Genomic DNA, 17374 nt, shown 5'->3' on the forward strand with positions numbered 1-17374 from the left:
CGCTGCGCACCGAATTCGATGGCGGCTTCGATCAGGACATCGCGATCGACGAAGTACCGGTACACCGTGCCCCGCGAGACCTTCGCCATGCGCGCCACGTCCTGCACACTGGTGCGCTGGATGCCCAGCTGGGCGAAGCATTCGTTTGCCGCGTCGAGAATCTGGTCACGGCGGTCGACGTCGGCGCGGGCCGCCGATTCGCTGGTGACCGGATCAGTCAACATCTCACTCCTACGAGGCCAAGGGCGGTGATCTCAGCTCTTCATGCTACGCGACGTGCGGCTTTGCGCCCGGGAGCCGCACCGGCCCTGCGAAGACGGCCGCACCCCCGGATCGTTCGCACGCGGGGGTCGAGGCGGGTGTACTAGGCACCGCCGCGGCGATCTGCAATCATTGGATAATTGAACGCTTAATGTTCCATTGTTACATCGCAGCAAGGAGTGGTCTTGTCTCGTCTCGAGGACAGATACGCGCTGGTTACCGGCGGGGCTCAGGGGTTGGGCGGGGCCATCGCCGAGGAGTTGGCCAGCCTGGGCGCTCACGTTTCGATCGTCGATCTCAACGGGGAGAAGGGCCTTGAGCGCGTCGAGCGAATTCGGGGCAATTCCGGGCGGGCCTCCTTCATCAGGGCCAACGTCGCCCACCGCGATGCGATTGAAGCCGCCGTTCAGGAGGCGGCGGAAACCGGGGGCGGCCGCATCGACGTCTTGGTCAACGCGGCGCAGTTCTTCGCGATGCCGAAGGCGCTGGAATTGGTCACCGATAAGGATTGGGAGCTTTCCGAGGCCACGGGGCCCAAGGCTACGTTCCGGTTCATGCAGCTCTGCTTTCCGTTCCTGCGCGAGTCGGGGCGGGCGTCGGTGATCAACTTCGTGTCGGGCTCCGCCCTCGCCGGCATCGCCTACACCGCTCCGTACTCGGCGGCCAAGGGCGCGGTGGCGGCGCTGACCAAGGTGGCCGCCAACGAGTGGGCTCGCCACCGCATCCGCGTCAACGCGGTGTGCCCGTTCGCCCTTACGGAGGCCCAGGAGAAACTGATCGGCACCGAATGGGACAACTACACGCGGACGGCCGCGGCTTCGCCGATGAAGCGCGGCGCCAGCCCCGTGGAGATCGCGCCCGCCGTGGCCTTCCTCGCCGGGGACGACGCGGCGTTCGTGACCGGCACGGTGCTCCACGTCGATGGGGGCATGACCGAACTGTCGACGGTGGACTACTCGCAATCGCCGGGAGTGTTTGGCTAGCAGTCGAATCGCCTATATACCCCATGACTCACATACCAGACACTTCCCGGCCGGTTCCGGCGCTGACGGCTCTAAGTCGGCCCTTCTGGACCGCCGGCGCCGACGGAGTGCTGCGCATGCAACGCTGCACCGACTGCGGGCGGCTGTGTCACCCGCCCGCGCTGCTGTGCCCTGCCGACCACGCGGCGACCGAGTATGTCGACCTCAGCGGCCGCGGGTTCGTCGAGTCCTGGACGGTGAATCGCCATCAGTGGTTCCCGGGGTTCGCGCCGCCCTATCTGATCGCATTCGTCACTCCGGTCGAGGACAGGAGGGCACGCCTGCTGACCAACCTGGTGAACGTTCATCCCGCCGAGGTCACCGCGAACATGCCCGTTCGCGTCACGTTCGATCGATGCCTAGACGGTGAAGACGAGGTGTTCATTCCATTGTTCGAGCCGGAGCGCTGGTGAATAACGGGGTGACCGATCGGGCGGTCATCAGCGGTATCGGTCAGTCGGCAATCGGCCGCCGGCTGGGGCGGGATCCGCTGGAGCTGACCGCCGAAGCGTGTCTGGCCGCGGTTGCCGACGCGGGTCTGTCGTTGGCCGACATCGACGGGCTCACAACATATCCCGGGTCGTCGCAACCGGGCGTCGGGTTCTCGGGGGCGTCGTTGCGGGACATCCACGACGCGCTGGGAATCCAGCCGAACTGGGTCGCCGGGGGAGTGGAATCCCCCGGGCAGCTGGGCGCCGTGGTGGACGCAATGCTCGCTGTCGCGGGCGGGCTTGCCGACCACGTCCTGTGTTGGCGCAGCATCTGGGAGGGCACGGCTCAGGGCGCCGGCCGGCGCAAGGGGTACGGGTCTGGCGGCGGCCGCCCCGCCGGGATGCTGGGCTGGCAGATGCCATTTGGTGCGACGGCGGCCAACCTGGCGGCGCTGCAGATTCGCGCGCGAATGCTGCGGTACGGCCTGACTCGGGAGCAACTCGCGTCGATAGCCATCGCGCAACGGGCCCACGCCGCCCGCAACCCCACGGCGATCTATCGCGACCCACTCGACCTGGACGCCTATCTGGGCGCGCGCATGGTTTCCGACCCGTTGTGCATGTTGGACTGTGACATCGCCTGCGACGGGGCGACCGCATTCGTCGTTTCGCGTGCCGAGCACGTCGCGGGGCTGGACCACCCGGGGGTGGCGGTCGAGGCCCTCGACTGCGCCCACCACGACCGGTTCACCTGGGAGGGAGGTGAAGACATCACCCGCATCAGTTCGCGCTGGTCCACGATCTGGGATCGCACCGACTTCACCATCGCCGACGTCGACGTGGCCTCGTTGTATGACGGGTTCAGTGTCTTTGTGCTCTGCTGGCTGGAGGACTTCGGCTTCTGCCCGGTCGGCGAATCCGGCGCGTGGGTCGCCGATCCGGGGCGCATCTCGCTGGGCGGACAATTACCCATCAACACTGCCGGAGGGCAGCTATCCGGAGGACGTCTGCACGGCTTCGGGCATCTGCATGAAGCGTGCCTGCAGATCCGTGGCGAGGCGGCCGCGCGACAGGTCGACGGCGCGAAGCTGGCCGCGGTCGGTGTCGGGGCGGCCAACAGCGGCACCACCGCGATGCTGCTGCGGCGGGCCTGAGCATGCCGTCGTGCACAATGATCATGCGACTCCGAGGAGGCAGTTGATGGCCGAAGATCAGGCGCCGAAGTTGGGCTTCATCGGGCTGGGCAATCTTGGTGCGCCCATGGCCAAGCGGCTGGTCGGCTGGCCGGGCGGGTTGATCGTTTTCGACGTAAGGCCGGATGCGACAACGTCATTCGCCGACGCGGGAGTGCAGGTCGCCGGCACCGTGGATGATGTGGCGGCCGCGGACATCATCAGTGTCATGGTGCTGAACGACGAGCAAGTGCGCGACGTGGTGGCACGGCTCGCCCCGCGAGCCAAGCGCGGCACCGTCATCGCGATCCACTCGACGATAGACCACAGAACCGCAGTCGAACTCGCGGCCGAACTGGAGCCGACCGGCATTCACGTCATCGATGCACCGGTCAGCGGCGGCGTGGAAGCGGTGAAGACGGGTGACCTGGCTGTCATGGTGGGTGCCGAACGGGACGTCTACGAGCGCGTCAAGCCGGCCTTCAAGCAGTGGGCGTCGATGGTGGTTCACGCGGGAGCACCCGGCTCGGGGACCCGGATGAAGCTGGCGCGCAACATGCTGACTTTCACCTCTTTTGCGGCCGCCTGCGAAGCGATGAAGCTCGCTGAGTTGGCGGGTCTTGATGTGCAAGCGTTCAGCCGGGTCGTGCGCCACACTGACGCACACAGCGGCGGCACCGGAGCGATGATGTTCCGCGACGACATGAGCAGGCCGCTGGCCCCGGATCACTTCCTCTACCAGCCCTTCCTGCACACCCGGGAATTGGGAGAAAAGGATCTCAGCCTGGCGCTCGGCCTCGGCGGCGAGGTGGGCGTCGACCTGCCGCTGGCGCAGATCGCTCTGCGGGATCTCGCCGAAGGGCTCGGCGTGCCCCACGCCGCTGCGACCGAGTCTCAGTGATCAAGACTTGGCGAGGCTGGTCGACGCGACCTATCCACCGATCCATCACGGCCTGATACCTCTGCTCGGCCACGCTCAACTCCCTCATCCAGGGAGTGTCACGGATCAACCGAAGTAGGTGTCACGCATCAACCGAAACACTGTCACCCATCAGCCGAAGACGAAATGTCACACATCAGCCGAGGTCATAGCAGGCCTTGAGTGCCCCCGGCAGGATTCGAACCTGCGACACCGGCTTTAGGAGAGCCGTGCTCTATCCCCTGAGCTACGAGGGCGGACCGCCTGAGCTTACCGGCCGCGTGCGCACCGACGGGCTCAGCGCAGCTCCGCGATGACGTTCGCGAAGTTCTTGATGTGGTTGTCCTGCACTGTGACGGACGTGACCCCGTACTTCTCGCGGTAGAAGTTCAGCCGGTCGGCCATCTCACGCGGCGTCCCACTCAGCACCGAGGTCTGCTCGAGCAGCTCCTCGTCGGACAGCTCCGGGGCATATTGCCGGGTCATCCTCAGGTCAGGCATGGTCTCACCTTCGGCCGGCAGAGCGGTGATCGCCAGGTTCAACTCCAGCGAGTCGAATCGGTCGCCGGCGGCGCTGCGGACGAACTCGATACGTTCGGTCAGCGGATCGTCGGCCTCCTTCACCCGCGAACCGGTCAGCCCGATGAGGTGGGCGTGCTGGGCGGCGATGGTCAACACCCGGTCGCCATTGCCGGCGATGAGGATCGGCGTCTTCGGGTGATGCTCTTCGAGATAGACCGTCATGTGTTTCAGGTAGTCGACCCGCGCGCCTGCGCTGGGATACGGCAGCTCGGCCGCCTCGAATTCCTCTCGCACGTAACCGGTTCCAAGCCCGATCTCGAGACGGCCGTCGCTCAGCTTGTCCACGTCGCCGAGGTCCCGGCTGAGCAGGGCCGGCTTGTAGAAGGCGGCGTTGAGCACATACATGCTGAGCTTGAGTCGTGTGGTGACCATGGCGGCCGCGGTCAGCGCGGCGATCGGGGAGGCCGCCCCCAAATGGTCCGGCACACAGAGAATGTCGAATCCGACGTCTTCGGCACGCTTCACCTTCTCGACGAATGCCTCGCGCGATTTGATGAAGCGCATGCTCATTCCGAAACGAAAATCCTTGGCCACCAACAACTCCATTCAACAGATGAGGACAATTACCAGCTACGAGCCGCTTCCGCCAGGCCGTGCACCAGGGCGCTGGTCACCGGTGACAGCCCGTCACCGCCGGGCAACGGGCTGCGCGGGCTGATGCCGCGCACGCGCGGGGACAGCTCCAGCTGGGTACCGCCGTCGCGCACCCGGTTCACCGGGTTGCCCGGATGCAGCCCGCGCAACTCCGGCGGGATGTCCTCGAGGTCGGTGATCACCTGATAGCCGGTCAACTGGATGTGCCGGGCCAGGTGCGCGGCCAACTCACGGTTGCGCCCGCCGGCCAGCAGCTGGGTGCTCCGCCCGATGCGGCCGTAGCCGTGCAGCGACACCGCAACGTCGACGTGGTCGAGGAATTCGGCGAGCCGTGGTGACTCGGCCGGGTCGAATCGCGCCGACGGCAGGTGGTGCGGGTAGTGGTCGGGGTGACGCAGGACGTACACTGACGCGTCGGCGGCGTCGGCCGCGCGTTCGGCGATCACGTCGGTCATCTCCTCCAGCCCGCCGCCGTGGATGGCGAGGAAGCCGAAGCGCGAACGCAATTGGCTGGCCTCGCTCACCCCGGGTTCACTCAGCAACGCTGAAAGGGATTGCGGCGCAGGCCCGGACGCCAACGCACGCCGCGGCCAGCGTGCGGGATCCCAGCGGCGCAAGAAGTCGATCCAGCGTGGCGGCAAACCATGCTCAACGGCACCGTCGATGATCTTGGGCAGGTAGCCAGGCCGGGGCGGACCCGGTGTCACGCGATGGTCGATGTAGACCCACGCCGGCGCCGGCCCGACGTCGCTGTGCACGGTCAGCCGGTCCCGCCGGTAGCGCACCGGCACGCCTTCGGCGCTGTCGAGGGTCGCCAGGTCACCGTCGGAGATCTGCCAGATCACGCCATGCACCTGATTGCCGGCGCACGGTTCGACCGTGGCCACACCGCGCTGGTTGATCAACCAGTCGTGATCGGACAGGACGGCCGGCCGCGGATCGGCGGCGTCGGGACACCGCAGCGCCATCTGCCTGACGCACAGGTTCGAGCCATATGCGAAGTAGGCATGCCGGCGGGCCGGCATTTAGCCGGTCACCGTCAGCCAGATGAGCACCACGTTAAGCAGACTAATCATTACGCCGACGGCCCAGCCAATAATCGTCGTGACGCGATGATTGGTGTCGTCACCCATCAGCGCGCGGTCACTGGTCAGCTTCACCAGGGGAAGGACCGCGAACGGTATGCCGAACGACAGCACGACCTGAGAGAGCACCAGGGCGCGCGTGGGGTCGAAGCCGAACGCGAGGATCGCCAGGGCGGGGCACACGGTGATCAAGCGGCGCAGCAGCATCGGGATCCGGCGGTGCAGCAGGCCTTGCATGATCATGGCGCCGGCGTAGGCGCCCACCGACGACGAGGCCAGCCCGGACGCCAGCAACCCCACGGCGAACAGCACCGCGATGGTCGGGCCCAGCGTGTGGTGGATCGCGGAGTAGGCGCCCTCGATGGACGCGCTGATGTCGCGGTGCTGCAGGTTGATCGCGGCGACCAGCAGCATCGCGGCGTTCACCGTTCCCGCGACGGCCATCGCCAGCACGACGTCCAACCGGGTCACCCGCAGCAGCAGGCGTCGATGCGCGCCCTCGGCGGGATGCCCGTGCCGGTCAAGCACCAGGCCCGAATGCATGTACACCGCGTGCGGCATCACGGTGGCGCCCAGGATGGCGGCGGCAAGCAGGACGCTCTCGGTGCCCCGGAATCGCGGCACCAGCCCGCCGAGCACGGCGTCGGGCGGCGGGGTCTTCACGAAGAAGCTGGCCGCGAACCCGATGGCGATGACCAGCAGCAGTCCGGTGATGACACGCTCGAAGATGATCTGCCCGCGCCGGTCCTGGATGGCCAGCAGCAGCAGGGACACCACCCCGGTGATGACCCCGCCGAGCAGCAGCGGCAAGTCGAACAGGATCCGCAATGCTATTGCGCCGCCGACGATTTCGGCCATATCCGTCGCGATCGCCACCAGTTCGGCCTGAGCCCAGTAGACCAGCCGGACCGGGCGGCTCATCCGCTTGCCGATGGCCGCGGGCAGCGAGCGTCCGGTCACCAGGCCGAGCTTGGCCGACAGGTACTGCACCAGGCCGGCCAGCGCGTTGGCCACCACGATGACCCACAGCAGCAGGTACCCGAACTGGGCGCCGGAGCTGACGTTGGCGGCGACGTTGCCCGGATCGACGTAGGCGATCGCGGCGACGAAGGCAGGCCCGAGCAGATACCAGCTGCTCTTGAGCGTGGCCTGGCTGCTCTGCGTCAACGTGCACCCTCGATTCATACGGCCGAATAAGAAAGTGAGGTTAGCCGAACACTGTGGGCACGCCGAAGGACACCCACTGGTGGTCCACGTCTCGCCGGGCGCCGGTGACGCCCTCGTCCCACGTGCACCCTGCTATACCCGCGGGTGCGGCCGCCTACTCGGGCAGGTAGAGCCCCTTGCCGGTGATCAGCGGCAGGTCGAGCGTCGTCACGATTCCCGGCTCGGCGGCCACCACGGCCGGAATCGCGTTGACCACCCGCATCGCGGTGGCGACCAGCCCGGCGTGGTTGTGGTCGCCCTTGCGGCTGCTCAGGCAGATGTCCATGGCGTAGGACGGTTCGCCGGTGATCTCGATGCGGTAGGACCCGCCGTGCTGGGCGGGCTGTGGCCACTCGGGGCACAGGTCCTCGCGCAGCCGGGTGACGTGTTCCAGGACGACGACGGGGTCGCCGTTGACCATGCCGAACACCTCGAAGCGCAGCGCGGCGGCGCTGCCCTTCGGGATATGCCCCGACGCGATGTCGAAGTCCTCGGGCGCCGGCACTCGCACGTACTCCTGCGCGACCGAGTCGAGCGAGATGCCCAGGCCCGCCGCCAGCTGGCGCACCACCGAGCCCCACGCCAGGCTCAGCACGCCGGGCTGCAGCAGCATGGGGATCTCGTCGAGCGGCTTGCCGAAACCCATCACGTCGAACATGACGGCGGCGCTGTCATAGGTGGCGTAGTCGACGATCTCCATGCAGCGAATCTGCTGGATGTTCTGACAGGTGCCGGCCAGCGCCATCGGCAGCAGGTCGTTGGCGAAGCCGGGATCGATCCCGTTGACATAGACGCTCGAATTGCCTTCGCGCGCAGCGTCTTCGATGGGCTTGATGAGCTCCTCGGGGATGACCTCCCAGGGGTATTGCAAGAAGACCGGGCCGCTTCCGACGATGTTGATGCCGGCCGCCAGGACCCGCCGGTAGTCCTCCAGCGCCTCGGGCAACCGGTTGTCGGCGAGCGCGTTGTAGACGGCGCATTGCGGTCCGGTGGCAAGCACGGCGTCGAGGTCGGCGCTGGCCAGCACGCCGGTCGAATCGGAAAGTCCGGCAAGCTCCGCCGCGTCCTTTCCGGCCTTGGCGTCCGATGACACCCAGACGCCCTTGAGGTCGAACGCCGGGTTGGTGATGAGCGCTCGCAGCGCGTGGACGCCGACGTTGCCGGTGCCCAATTGGACGACGGGGATTCCCATGACGGGCTCCTTAGTGGGTGGTTGGTTCATGACCGCGAGCAGACGCAAAGTCGCATGAACTGCGGGGCGCGCATGCGAGTTTGCGTCTGCTCGCGCGTCAAGCGGTCACAGATCCGGGACGGGGATGTCGAGGTTGGGATAGGTGAGGCCGCCGTCGACCTCCAGCGTCTTACCGGTCAGGAAGCTGCCGGCCGGGGACGCCAAATACACTGCGGCCGCCGCGATGTCGACGGGATCGCCGAGCCGGCGCATGGGGGTGGCCTTCTCCATCGGCGCGCGCAGCTCGTCGTTGGATGCGACCACGTCCAGCGCGGAGGTGAGGATCGATCCCGGCGCGATCGCGTTCACCCGGATGCGCGGGCACAGGTCCAGGGCGGTCAGCCGGGTGTAGTGGGACAGCGCGGCCTTGGCGGTGCCGTAGGCGGCGAAGCCGCGGCCGGCCAGCCGGCCCATGGTGGAGGTGATGTTGATGATGCTGCCCTCACCGGAGTGCTCGAGCATGAGGGGCACCGACGCGACGGTCAACGCGTGGGCGGTGGCGACGTTGAAGGTGAACGCGTCCTTGAGGTCCTTGGTCGAGGTGGTCAGCAGCGTGTTCGGCATGGTTCCGCCGACGTTGTTGACGACGATGTCTAGTCTCCCGAAGGCCTCCACCGCCTGGCCGGCCAGTTCCGCGGTGGCCTCCGGGTGGGCGAGATCGGCGGCGACGATGTGCGCCCGCCGGCCCGCGGCGCGAACCTGTTCGGCGACGCCTTCTAGTTGCGATTCCGTGCGCGAGGCGATGAGGACGTCGGCGCCCGCCTCGGCGAAAGCCAGCGCGATGGCCGCCCCGAGGCCGCGGCCGGCACCGGTGATGACGGCGACTTTGTCGTCGAGACGAAATCTGTCCAGGATCATTGCGGCCTCTCTTCGCCCAAGTTGTCAGCCGACACGGTAGCAAGCCGCGCCGTGTCGGATGCGGCATTTCTGGAACAGGTTCTACTTTTGCATATGGGCGAGGAGGCGCAATGCCCCACGCCCATTCCCGGCGGCCGGAACCGGCCGGTCGAAATTGTGTGTGAACACCGTGCCGGGACGGGCTCGGCGCATCTCGCGTCCACTGCGAGAACATTCACCCGGCGTTAGCCTCTTAGTGCCGACCGTTTGGCCGGCGCGCACGGCTATCGAATGGTGGCGATCATGTCCGAGTTTTTCCGTCGGGGAACATATTGGGGCTGAATCGATTTGGCGCCGCGCTGAGCGCCGCGACCGTCCTGGTGCTGTCCGGCTGTGGGAGTAACGACAACGCGGCGGGCGAACGTCCCGCGCCGGGCACGTCGGCCGCCAAGGTGACCTGTGGCGGGGCCAAGTCGCTGAAGGCGAGCGGGTCGACCGCCCAGGCCAACGCGATGACCCGCTTCGTCAAGGCGTTCGAGCAGGCCTGCCCGGGCCAGACGCTGAACTACACGCCCAACGGCTCGGGCGCGGGAATCGGTGAATTCACCGGTAACCAAACCGATTTCGCGGGGTCCGACTCGCCGCTGGCCCCCATCGAATACTTCGCGGCGCGCCAGCGCTGCGGTTCGCCGGCGTGGAATTTGCCGGTGGTGTTCGGTCCGATCGCGATCAGCTACCACGTCAACGGAGTGACGTCGCTGAATCTGGACGGTCCGACGGCCGCCAGGATATTCAAGGGGGACGTCACCGCCTGGAACGATCCGGCCATTGCGGCGCTGAACCCGGGCGTCGCTTTTCCCGCCGAGCCAATCCGGGTGATCTTCCGCAACGACCAGTCGGGCACCACGGACAATTTCCAGAAATACCTGGATTCCGCGGCCAACGGCGTCTGGGACAAGGGCGTCGGCAAGACGTTCAACGGCGGTGTCGGTGAGGGGGCCAAGGGCAACGACGGCACGTCGGCGGCGGTCAAGGCCACCGAGGGGTCGATCACCTACAACGAGTGGTCGTTCGCCCTGGCGCAAAAGCTCAACATGGCCAGGATCGTCACCTCGGCGGGCCCGGACGCGGTGGCGATCAGCGCCGATTCGGTGGGCAAGACGATCGCAGGCGCGGACTTCACCGAGGAGGGCAACGACCTGGTCGTCGACACCTTCTCCTTTTACCGGCCGACCCAGCCCGGTTCCTACCCGATCGTGCTCGCGACGTACGAGATCGTCTGTTCGAAGTACCCGGATCCCCAGGTCGCAGCGGCCGTGAAGGCGTTCCTGCAAAGCACCGTCGGCGCGGGGCAGAACGGCCTGGCGGACAACGGCTACATTCCCGTTCCCGAGTCGTTCAAGTCCAGGTTGTCGGCGGCAATCGACGCAATTTCGTGACCCCTCCCGCCCCGGCGTGCGGCTCGCCCGCAAGCCGCCTTGGCCAGCGACAATCGGCCGACGGCAATTTGCCCAACGTTAACCTTCTTGCTGTTAGCTTCCTTGCTGCGAGAGACGGCTCCTCGCCGGACAGCGGCTAAGAGAACGTCGCCAATCACGTTTCATCCCTACCGTTAGGAAGTGACTTGAAACTCAACCGATTCGGTGCCGGGCTGAGCGTCCTGACCGCTGCTGCGCTGGCGTTGTCGGGGTGCGGAAGCGACAACAATGCCAACGGCGGGAGCGGCGGGACGAGCGGCTCGCCGTCGGGCAAGGTCAGCTGCGGCGGAAAGAAGACCCTGAAGGCGAGCGGGTCGACCGCCCAGGCCAACGCGATGACCCGCTTCGTCAACGCCTTCGAACAGGCCTGCCCAGGCCAGACGCTGAACTACACCGCCAATGGGTCGGGTGCCGGAATCAGTGAATTCAACGGCAACCAAACGGATTTCGGTGGCTCGGACTCGCCGCTCGCGGCCAAGGAATACGCCGCGGCGCAGCAGCGGTGCGGCTCCCCGGCGTGGAACCTGCCGGTGGTGTTCGGCCCGATCGCCATCACCTACAACGTCAAGGGCCTGAGTTCGCTGAGCCTGGACGGTCCCACCGCGGCGAAGATCTTCAACGGCGCCATCACGACGTGGAACGACCCGGCGATCGCGGCGCTGAACTCCGGTGTCACGTTGCCCGCCGAGCCGATCCATGTGGTGTTCCGCAACGACGAATCCGGGACCACGGACAACTTCCAGAAGTACCTTGACGCCGCCTCGAACGGCGCGTGGGGCAAGGGCGCCGGCAAGACGTTCAAGGGCGGTGTCGGCGAGGGCGCCAAGGGCAACGACGGCACGTCGGCGGCCATCAAGGCCACCGAAGGGTCGATCACCTACAACGAGTGGTCGTTCGCCGAGGCGCAGAAACTGGACATGGCCAAGGTCGTCACGTCCGCCGGCCCGGACGCCGTGGCGATCAGCGCCGACTCGGTCGGCAAGACCATCTCCGGCGCCAAGATCAGCGGGCAGGGCAACGACCTGGTGCTGGACACGCTCTCCTTCTACAAGCCGACGCAGCCCGGGTCCTACCCGATCGTGCTGGCGACGTACGAGATCGTGTGCTCGAAGTATCCCGACTCCCAGGTCGGCACGGCGGTGAAGGCGTTCCTGCAAAGTACGATCGGTGCGGGGCAGAGTGGCCTGGCCGACAATGGGTACATTCCCATCCCGGATTCGTTCAAGTCGAGACTGTCGGCTTCGATCAACGCCATCACGTGATTTGAGGTGGTCGTGACCCGAGGAGCGGTAGCCAGCCCGTCGACCACGGAAAAGCCCGCGCTCAAGGCGCTGGGGACACCGTCAGGTCGGCGGGGTGACCGGCTGTTCAAGTCAGCGGCCGCCGCTGCCGGTTCGACGATCGTGGCCGCGATCGTGCTGATCGCGGTGTTCCTGCTGATTCGAGCCGTTCCGTCGTTGCGGGCCAACCACGCGAACTTCTTCACCAGTGCCCAATTCAGCACCACCGAGCCGGGCAAGCTCGCGTTCGGCATCCGCGACCTGTTGATGGTCACGGTGCTCAGCTCGCTCACCGCGCTGGTGCTGGCGGTGCCGATCGCGGTGGGAATCGCGGTGTTTCTCACCCAATACGCACCGAAGCGGCTGGCTCGCCCGTTCGGGGCGATCGTCGACCTGCTGGCCGCGGTGCCCTCGATCATCTTCGGGTTGTGGGGCATCTTCGTGCTGGCGCCCAAGATCGAGCCCGTCGCGGCGTTCCTCAATCGCCACCTGGGCTGGTTCTTCCTGTTCAAGCAGGGCAACGTGTCGCTGGCCGGTGGCGGCACCATCTTCACCGCGGGCATCGTGCTTTCGGCGATGATCCTGCCGATCATCACGTCGGTATCGCGTGAGGTGTTCCGGCAGACCCCGCCCATACAGATGGAAGCGGCGCAGGCGCTGGGGGCCACCAAGTGGGAGGTGGTGCGGATGACCGTGCTGCCGTTCGGCCGCAGCGGCGTGATCGCGGCGTCCATGTTGGGATTGGGCCGCGCGCTCGGCGAAACCGTGGCGGTGCTGATCATCTTGCGTTCCGCCGCCCGCCCCGGAAACTGGTCGCTGTTCGACGGCGGCTACACGTTCGCCTCGAAAATCGCCTCGGCGGCAGCCGAATTCAGCGAACCGCTGCCCACCGGCGCCTACATCGCCGCGGGATTCGCGCTGTTCGTCTTGACGTTCGTCGTCAACGCGCTGGCCCGCGCCGTCGCCGGCGGGAAGGTCAACGGATGACGGTCAACGTGTTCGACCGGCCGGTCAAAGCACAGGCGTTCCGGCCCGTCAGCGTCCGGCGGCGGCTCACGAATGACGCGGCGACGGTCTTCTTCGTCGCCTCCTTCCTCATCGCCCTGGTGCCGCTGGTCTGGGTGCTGTCGGTCGTGATAGCCCGGGGCTGGTACGCGGTCACCCGGACGGGTTGGTGGACTCACTCGCTGCACGGCATCCTGCCGGAGCAGTTCGCCGGCGGGATCTACCACGCGCTGTACGGGACCGTGGTGCAGGCCGGGGTGGCCGCGCTGCTGTCCGTGCCGCTGGGGCTGATGACCGCGGTCTTCCTGGTGGAATACGGGTCGGGCCGGCTGGTACGGCTGACGACGTTCATGGTCGACGTGCTCGCCGGGGTGCCCTCGATCGTCGCCGCGCTGTTCATCTTCAGCCTCTGGATCGCCACGCTGGGATTCCAGCAGAGCTCGTTCGCCGTCTCGCTGGCGCTGGTCTTGCTGATGCTGCCGGTGGTGGTGCGGTCCGCCGAGGAGATGCTCAGGTTGGTGCCCGACGACCTGCGGGAGGCCAGCTACGCGCTCGGCGTACCCAAGTGGAAGACCATCTTGCGGATCGTGTTCCCGATCGCCATGCCCGGCATCGTCTCCGGCGTCTTGTTGTCCGTCGCGCGGGTCATCGGCGAAACCGCTCCCGTGCTGGTGCTGGTGGGCTACAGCCGCTCGATCAACGTCGACATCTTCCACGGGAACATGGCCTCGCTGCCGCTGCTGATCTACACCGAACTCACCAATCCCGAGCACGCCGGCTTCCTGCGCATCTGGGGTGCGGCGCTGAGCCTGATCATCATGGTCGCCGTGATCAACCTGATCGCGGCGGCGACCCGGTTCCTGGCGGCCCGCAGGCGCTGAGCACGCGCCCGGTCGGGTTCAGGACTTCGCCGCGGCCTTCTTGGCGGTTGTCTTCTTCGCCGCCGTCTTCTTCGCGGTGGTCTTCTTGGCGGCCGTTTTCTTGGCCGGTGCCTTCTTGGCGGGAGCCTTGCCGTCACCCGAACGCGCCTTCACGCTGGCCTCCAGCTTGGCCAGTAGGTCGGACACGTCCTCGGTCTCGTCGAGTTCCTTCGGCTGTTCCTCGGTGGTAAAGGCCTCGCCGCCTTCGAGTTTCGCGTCGATCAGCTCCTGGAGCTGCTCCTGGTAGGTGTCGTGATAGCGGTCCGGGTTGAACTCTTCGGCCATCGACTCCACAACCTGACCGGCCATTTTCAGTTCCGCCGGCTTGATCTCGACCTCCTTGTCTAGCACCGGGAAGTCGGGGTCACGGATCTCGTCGGGCCACAGCAGGGTGTGCACCATCATCACGTCGCGTTTGCCGAAGTCCTTGACGCGCAACGCCGCCAGCCGCGTCTTGTTGCGCAGGGTGAAGTGGACGATCGCCATCCGATCGGTCTCGGCGAGCGTCTTCGCCAGCAGCACATACGATTTCGACGATTTTGAATCCGGCTCCAGGAAGTAGCTGCGGTCGAACAGCATCGGGTCGACCTCTTCGGCCGGAACGAATTCCAGCACCTCGATCTCCCGGCTGCGTTCTTCGGGCAAGGTGGCGATGTCGTCGTCGGTGATGATGACCATCTGGCCGTCGTCGGATTCGAAGGCCCGGGCGATGTCTCGGTATTCGACGACCTCCCCGTCCACCTCGCACACGCGTTGGTATCGGATGCGGCCGTTGTCCTTGGCGTGCACCTGATGGAACTTGATGTCGTGGTCCTGGGTGGCGCTGTACACCTTGACCGGGACGTTGACCAGCCCGAACGCGATCGAGCCCTTCCAGATGGAGCGCATGTAAGTCAGTATGCCCATACTGTTCGCCGGCTAACAGGACGCGGGGCCGTTGCGCCCAGCTCGTGACCGCATCGAAGCCGGCCGGGAAGCTAGCGCCGGTTTGCCTGCGCCCGCAGCTCGGCGCGGTCGGGCAGCTGCGCCCCGGCGCGGCCCACGGTCGCCGCAGACGACAGCGTGGCCGCCTCGAGCGCTCCGGTCAGGGCGTCGATCGAGATGCGGCGCAGGGCGGCGCGCCGGTCGGCGCCCAACAAGTCCATCCCCCAGAGCGCGTCCAGCAGGCCGACCGTGAAGGCGTCGCCGGCGCCCACGGTGTCCACCACCTGGACCGGCCTGGCGGCCACGCGCGCCTCGCCGGCCGAACACAGCGCAACCGCGCCGCGGGCCCCCATCGTCACCACGACGATCGCCGGCCCCGACGCCAGCCACGCCCGGGCCGTCTGCTCGGGCTCGTGCTGGGGATCGATCCAGCGCAGGTCCTCGTCGCTGACCTTCACGACGTCGCTGCGCTCGGCCAGGTGCTCGATGCGCGCGCGGGCCGAATCGCGGTCGGTGATCAGCGACGGACGCACGTTGGGATCGAAGGTGATCGTGGCCGACAGGCGGTAGGCGTCGACCAACGCCGCGACCGCCAGGCAGCCCGGCTCGCGTACGGCGGCGATGGACCCGGTGTGCACCAACACCGGCGGGGGGACCTCGGGCGTGCCGGAAAGTCGCCACTGTAGGTCAAACGTGTAGGTGGCCGAGCCATCAGCGGACAGAGTCGCTACCGCGGTCGGCGTCCGGGTGGCCGAAACGCTGCCCGGGACAAGCTGTGCGCCAGCAGTTTTCACGTAGTCGGCGATGCGCCGCCCCTGTCGGTCGTCGGCGATGTGGGTCAGGAAATCGATATCGCGGCCCAGCAGGCCGAGCCCGACGGCGACGTTGAGCGGACTGCCGCCGACATGCTCGTCGCCGTTGACGATGTCGATCAGCGATTCGCCGATCACCAGGCCGCGGGTCATCGCACCAGAGCCTCCAGCGTCGCCCGAGCTCCCTTGTGGTGCAACGAATCCAGGGCCCAGCAATACGCCTCGACAAAGCGTGGTTGGTGGGCCAGATCGCAGAACACGGCGGTCACTTCGATGAACGCGGTGGGGTTCCGGTTCTGCGATCGGGCGATCGGGATGAGCGAATCCGCGAGCTGGTCCACCACCTCATACGGCTTTCCCCATTCGTCGGTGCCCTCCGCGTAGCGCGCCCAACTCGCCACCGCCGCGGCCGCCAGTTGAACCGGACCGCCGTTGGCCAGGTTGTCGCAGATGACGGGGAACAGCCATTTCGGGATGCGGTCCGACGAGTAGGCGCAGATGCGCGCGACGGTGTCGCGCACGGCCGGGTTGGCGAACCGCTCGACCAGCGTGCGGCCGAATTCGTGCAGGTCGATTCCGGGCACCGGCGGCAGGGTGGGGATGGCCTCGGCGTCGAAGTAAGAGAGCAAGAATGTGGCGAAGAGTGGATCGCGCGCCGCCTCGTGGACGAACTGGAAGCCGCACAGATGGGCGAAGTAGGCCAGGCACTGATGCCCCGCGTTGAGTAGCCGCAGCTTCATCAGCTCGTATGGGCGCACGTCGTCGACCATCAGCACCCCGGCCCGCTCCAGTGGAGGCCTGCCGTCGGCGAAGTCGTCTTCGATCACCCACGCGGTGAACGGTTCGGCCACCACCGGCCACCGGTCGTCGACGCCGAAGTCGCGCCGCACCTCCGCGGCCATCTCCAAAGTCGTTGCCGGGGTTATGCGATCGACCATCGAACTGGGGAAGCGGGCGTTCTCCGCCACCCACTCGGCCAACGCGGGATCCCTGCGTTCGGCGCTGGCGAGCACGGTGCGCTTGGCGACCTCGCCGTTGTTCTCGATGTTGTCGCAGGAAACGACCGTCGGTGCGGGGACTCCGCGATCGCGCCGCCTGGCGAGCGCCTCGGTGATCAACGCGAACGCCGGCCCGTCGGGATCGCGGTACCCACCTTCGGTGATGGTCAGCGAAATGATCCGGGTGGAGGCCGCGGCGAGCACCTCCAACGCTGATTCGGGATCGTCCGGGGCGTAGCGGTAGTCGACGATCGACCCGATCACTTGCGCGTCCCGGCTGCCGTCGGGGTTCTCCAAAATCAGCGTGTACAGCCCGTCCTGACCGTTGAGGACGTCGCGCATCGTCCAGTCGGCGGGCATCACGCCCACGCCGCAGATACCCCATTCGCGTGCCAGCCCCTGCTGCAGCAGCAGGTTGATGTACGCAGCCTGATGCGCGCGGTGGAAATGACCGGCGCCGATATGCGCGATGCCGACGGTCACGTCCCCGCGGTCATAGTTCGGCGCCTCGATCGGCAGTTCGGACAGCGACGCATTGTTCAGGTTGATCGCGCCAGCCACCATTGGCCAACTCCTCACCGGGCCACGGCCCCGATCGTTACCGGGCTCGCGGCACC

General features: G+C 66.9%; 17 protein-coding genes and 1 tRNA gene. 8 read left to right on the forward strand and 10 right to left on the reverse strand.

The features are described from left to right. Window positions 1-224, reverse strand: a 224-nt coding sequence (locus A5691_RS24355) for a helix-turn-helix domain-containing protein (RefSeq protein WP_156734817.1), incomplete at its 3' end; no start/stop codon positions are given. A gap of 222 nt (window positions 225-446) precedes the next feature. On the opposite strand from A5691_RS24355, the gene A5691_RS24360 reads away from it, so the two are divergent. Genes A5691_RS24360 through A5691_RS24375 form a run of 4 tightly spaced genes read left to right on the forward strand, consistent with a single transcriptional unit; the run spans window position 447 to window position 3787 of the window. After that, the gene (locus A5691_RS24360; protein WP_067277377.1) at window positions 447-1244 is read left to right on the forward strand and encodes an SDR family NAD(P)-dependent oxidoreductase; all 798 of its coding nucleotides are present in this window, start codon (window positions 447-449) and stop codon (window positions 1242-1244) included. Between the two features lie 23 nt (window positions 1245-1267). Then, complete coding sequence (locus A5691_RS24365; protein ID WP_067783651.1) at window positions 1268-1696, forward strand: Zn-ribbon domain-containing OB-fold protein; 429 nt, start codon at window positions 1268-1270, stop codon at window positions 1694-1696. Continuing rightward, window positions 1693-2868, forward strand: coding sequence for a thiolase family protein (locus A5691_RS24370; protein ID WP_067760402.1), 1176 nt, complete (start codon window positions 1693-1695; stop codon window positions 2866-2868). Before A5691_RS24365 ends, A5691_RS24370 begins: the two co-directional genes overlap by 4 nt. A gap of 46 nt (window positions 2869-2914) precedes the next feature. After that, window positions 2915-3787, forward strand: coding sequence for an NAD(P)-dependent oxidoreductase (locus A5691_RS24375; RefSeq protein WP_067760400.1), 873 nt, complete (start codon window positions 2915-2917; stop codon window positions 3785-3787). A 202-nt stretch (window positions 3788-3989) separates the two neighbouring features. On the opposite strand, the gene A5691_RS24380 is transcribed toward A5691_RS24375, so the two are convergent. From A5691_RS24380 to A5691_RS24405, 6 genes are all read right to left on the reverse strand, one after another. Then, a tRNA-Arg gene (locus A5691_RS24380) sits at window positions 3990-4062 on the reverse strand. A gap of 40 nt (window positions 4063-4102) precedes the next feature. Further along, on the reverse strand, window positions 4103-4927 hold the full coding sequence (locus A5691_RS24385) for an LLM class F420-dependent oxidoreductase (RefSeq protein WP_082950483.1): 825 nt from the start codon (window positions 4925-4927) through the stop codon (window positions 4103-4105). A gap of 23 nt (window positions 4928-4950) precedes the next feature. Continuing rightward, window positions 4951-6006, reverse strand: coding sequence for a poly-gamma-glutamate hydrolase family protein (locus A5691_RS24390; protein ID WP_068019300.1), 1056 nt, complete (start codon window positions 6004-6006; stop codon window positions 4951-4953). Further along, the gene (locus A5691_RS24395) at window positions 6007-7233 is read right to left on the reverse strand and encodes an Nramp family divalent metal transporter (protein WP_068019305.1); all 1227 of its coding nucleotides are present in this window, start codon (window positions 7231-7233) and stop codon (window positions 6007-6009) included. A 154-nt stretch (window positions 7234-7387) separates the two neighbouring features. After that, complete coding sequence (locus A5691_RS24400) at window positions 7388-8464, reverse strand: diacylglycerol kinase (protein ID WP_067888263.1); 1077 nt, start codon at window positions 8462-8464, stop codon at window positions 7388-7390. 105 nt (window positions 8465-8569) lie between these two features. After that, window positions 8570-9361 carry an SDR family oxidoreductase gene (locus tag A5691_RS24405; protein ID WP_067753703.1) on the reverse strand — a complete coding sequence of 264 codons (792 nt, stop codon included), beginning with the start codon at window positions 9359-9361 and terminating at the stop codon, window positions 8570-8572. 311 nt (window positions 9362-9672) lie between these two features. On the opposite strand from A5691_RS24405, the gene pstS (A5691_RS24410) reads away from it, so the two are divergent. From pstS (A5691_RS24410) to pstA, 4 genes are all read left to right on the forward strand, one after another. Then, complete coding sequence (pstS, locus tag A5691_RS24410; protein ID WP_067888267.1) at window positions 9673-10779, forward strand: phosphate ABC transporter substrate-binding protein PstS; 1107 nt, start codon at window positions 9673-9675, stop codon at window positions 10777-10779. A gap of 185 nt (window positions 10780-10964) precedes the next feature. Further along, on the forward strand, window positions 10965-12080 hold the full coding sequence (gene pstS, locus A5691_RS24415) for a phosphate ABC transporter substrate-binding protein PstS (protein ID WP_067888270.1): 1116 nt from the start codon (window positions 10965-10967) through the stop codon (window positions 12078-12080). A gap of 6 nt (window positions 12081-12086) precedes the next feature. After that, window positions 12087-13085: a phosphate ABC transporter permease subunit PstC gene (gene pstC / locus A5691_RS24420; protein WP_067888273.1), complete on the forward strand. Its 999-nt coding sequence runs from the start codon at window positions 12087-12089 to the stop codon at window positions 13083-13085. Continuing rightward, on the forward strand, window positions 13082-13984 hold the full coding sequence (pstA, locus tag A5691_RS24425; RefSeq protein WP_067753691.1) for a phosphate ABC transporter permease PstA: 903 nt from the start codon (window positions 13082-13084) through the stop codon (window positions 13982-13984). The genes pstC and pstA overlap by 4 nt, the downstream gene beginning before the upstream one ends. A gap of 18 nt (window positions 13985-14002) precedes the next feature. On the opposite strand, the gene A5691_RS24430 is transcribed toward pstA, so the two are convergent. From A5691_RS24430 to A5691_RS24440, 3 genes are all read right to left on the reverse strand, one after another. Beyond that, window positions 14003-14911, reverse strand: a complete 909-nt coding sequence (locus A5691_RS24430; protein ID WP_067753687.1) for a Ku protein — start codon at window positions 14909-14911, stop codon at window positions 14003-14005. Window positions 14912-15000: 89 nt separating this feature from the next. Next, window positions 15001-15912 (reverse strand): carbohydrate kinase, encoded by a 912-nt coding sequence (locus A5691_RS24435; RefSeq protein WP_067888277.1) that lies wholly within the window; start codon window positions 15910-15912, stop codon window positions 15001-15003. Beyond that, window positions 15909-17321 carry a mannitol dehydrogenase family protein gene (locus tag A5691_RS24440; protein ID WP_067888280.1) on the reverse strand — a complete coding sequence of 471 codons (1413 nt, stop codon included), beginning with the start codon at window positions 17319-17321 and terminating at the stop codon, window positions 15909-15911. The genes A5691_RS24435 and A5691_RS24440 overlap by 4 nt, the downstream gene beginning before the upstream one ends. Window positions 17322-17374 lie beyond the last annotated feature (53 nt).

The organism is Mycobacterium sp. E183 (genome assembly GCF_001667735.1).
Classification (GTDB): domain Bacteria; phylum Actinomycetota; class Actinomycetes; order Mycobacteriales; family Mycobacteriaceae; genus Mycobacterium.

Bases quoted from the DNA above. Each gene is read 5' to 3' on its own strand.
- A5691_RS24375 (WP_067760400.1), top strand. From the start codon at position 2,915: ATGGCCGAAGATCAGGCGCCGAAGTTGGGCTTCATCGGGCTGGGCAAT.
- A5691_RS24435 (WP_067888277.1), bottom strand. From the start codon at position 15,912: ATGACCCGCGGCCTGGTGATCGGCGAATCGCTGATCGACATCGTCAAC.
- A5691_RS24430 (WP_067753687.1), bottom strand. From the start codon at position 14,911: ATGCGCTCCATCTGGAAGGGCTCGATCGCGTTCGGGCTGGTCAACGTC.
- A5691_RS24400 (WP_067888263.1), bottom strand. From the start codon at position 8,464: ATGGGAATCCCCGTCGTCCAATTGGGCACCGGCAACGTCGGCGTCCAC.
- pstA (WP_067753691.1), top strand. From the start codon at position 13,082: ATGACGGTCAACGTGTTCGACCGGCCGGTCAAAGCACAGGCGTTCCGG.
- A5691_RS24365 (WP_067783651.1), top strand. From the start codon at position 1,268: ATGACTCACATACCAGACACTTCCCGGCCGGTTCCGGCGCTGACGGCT.
- A5691_RS24440 (WP_067888280.1), bottom strand. From the start codon at position 17,321: ATGGTGGCTGGCGCGATCAACCTGAACAATGCGTCGCTGTCCGAACTG.
- A5691_RS24390 (WP_068019300.1), bottom strand. From the start codon at position 6,006: ATGCCGGCCCGCCGGCATGCCTACTTCGCATATGGCTCGAACCTGTGC.
- A5691_RS24405 (WP_067753703.1), bottom strand. From the start codon at position 9,361: ATGATCCTGGACAGATTTCGTCTCGACGACAAAGTCGCCGTCATCACC.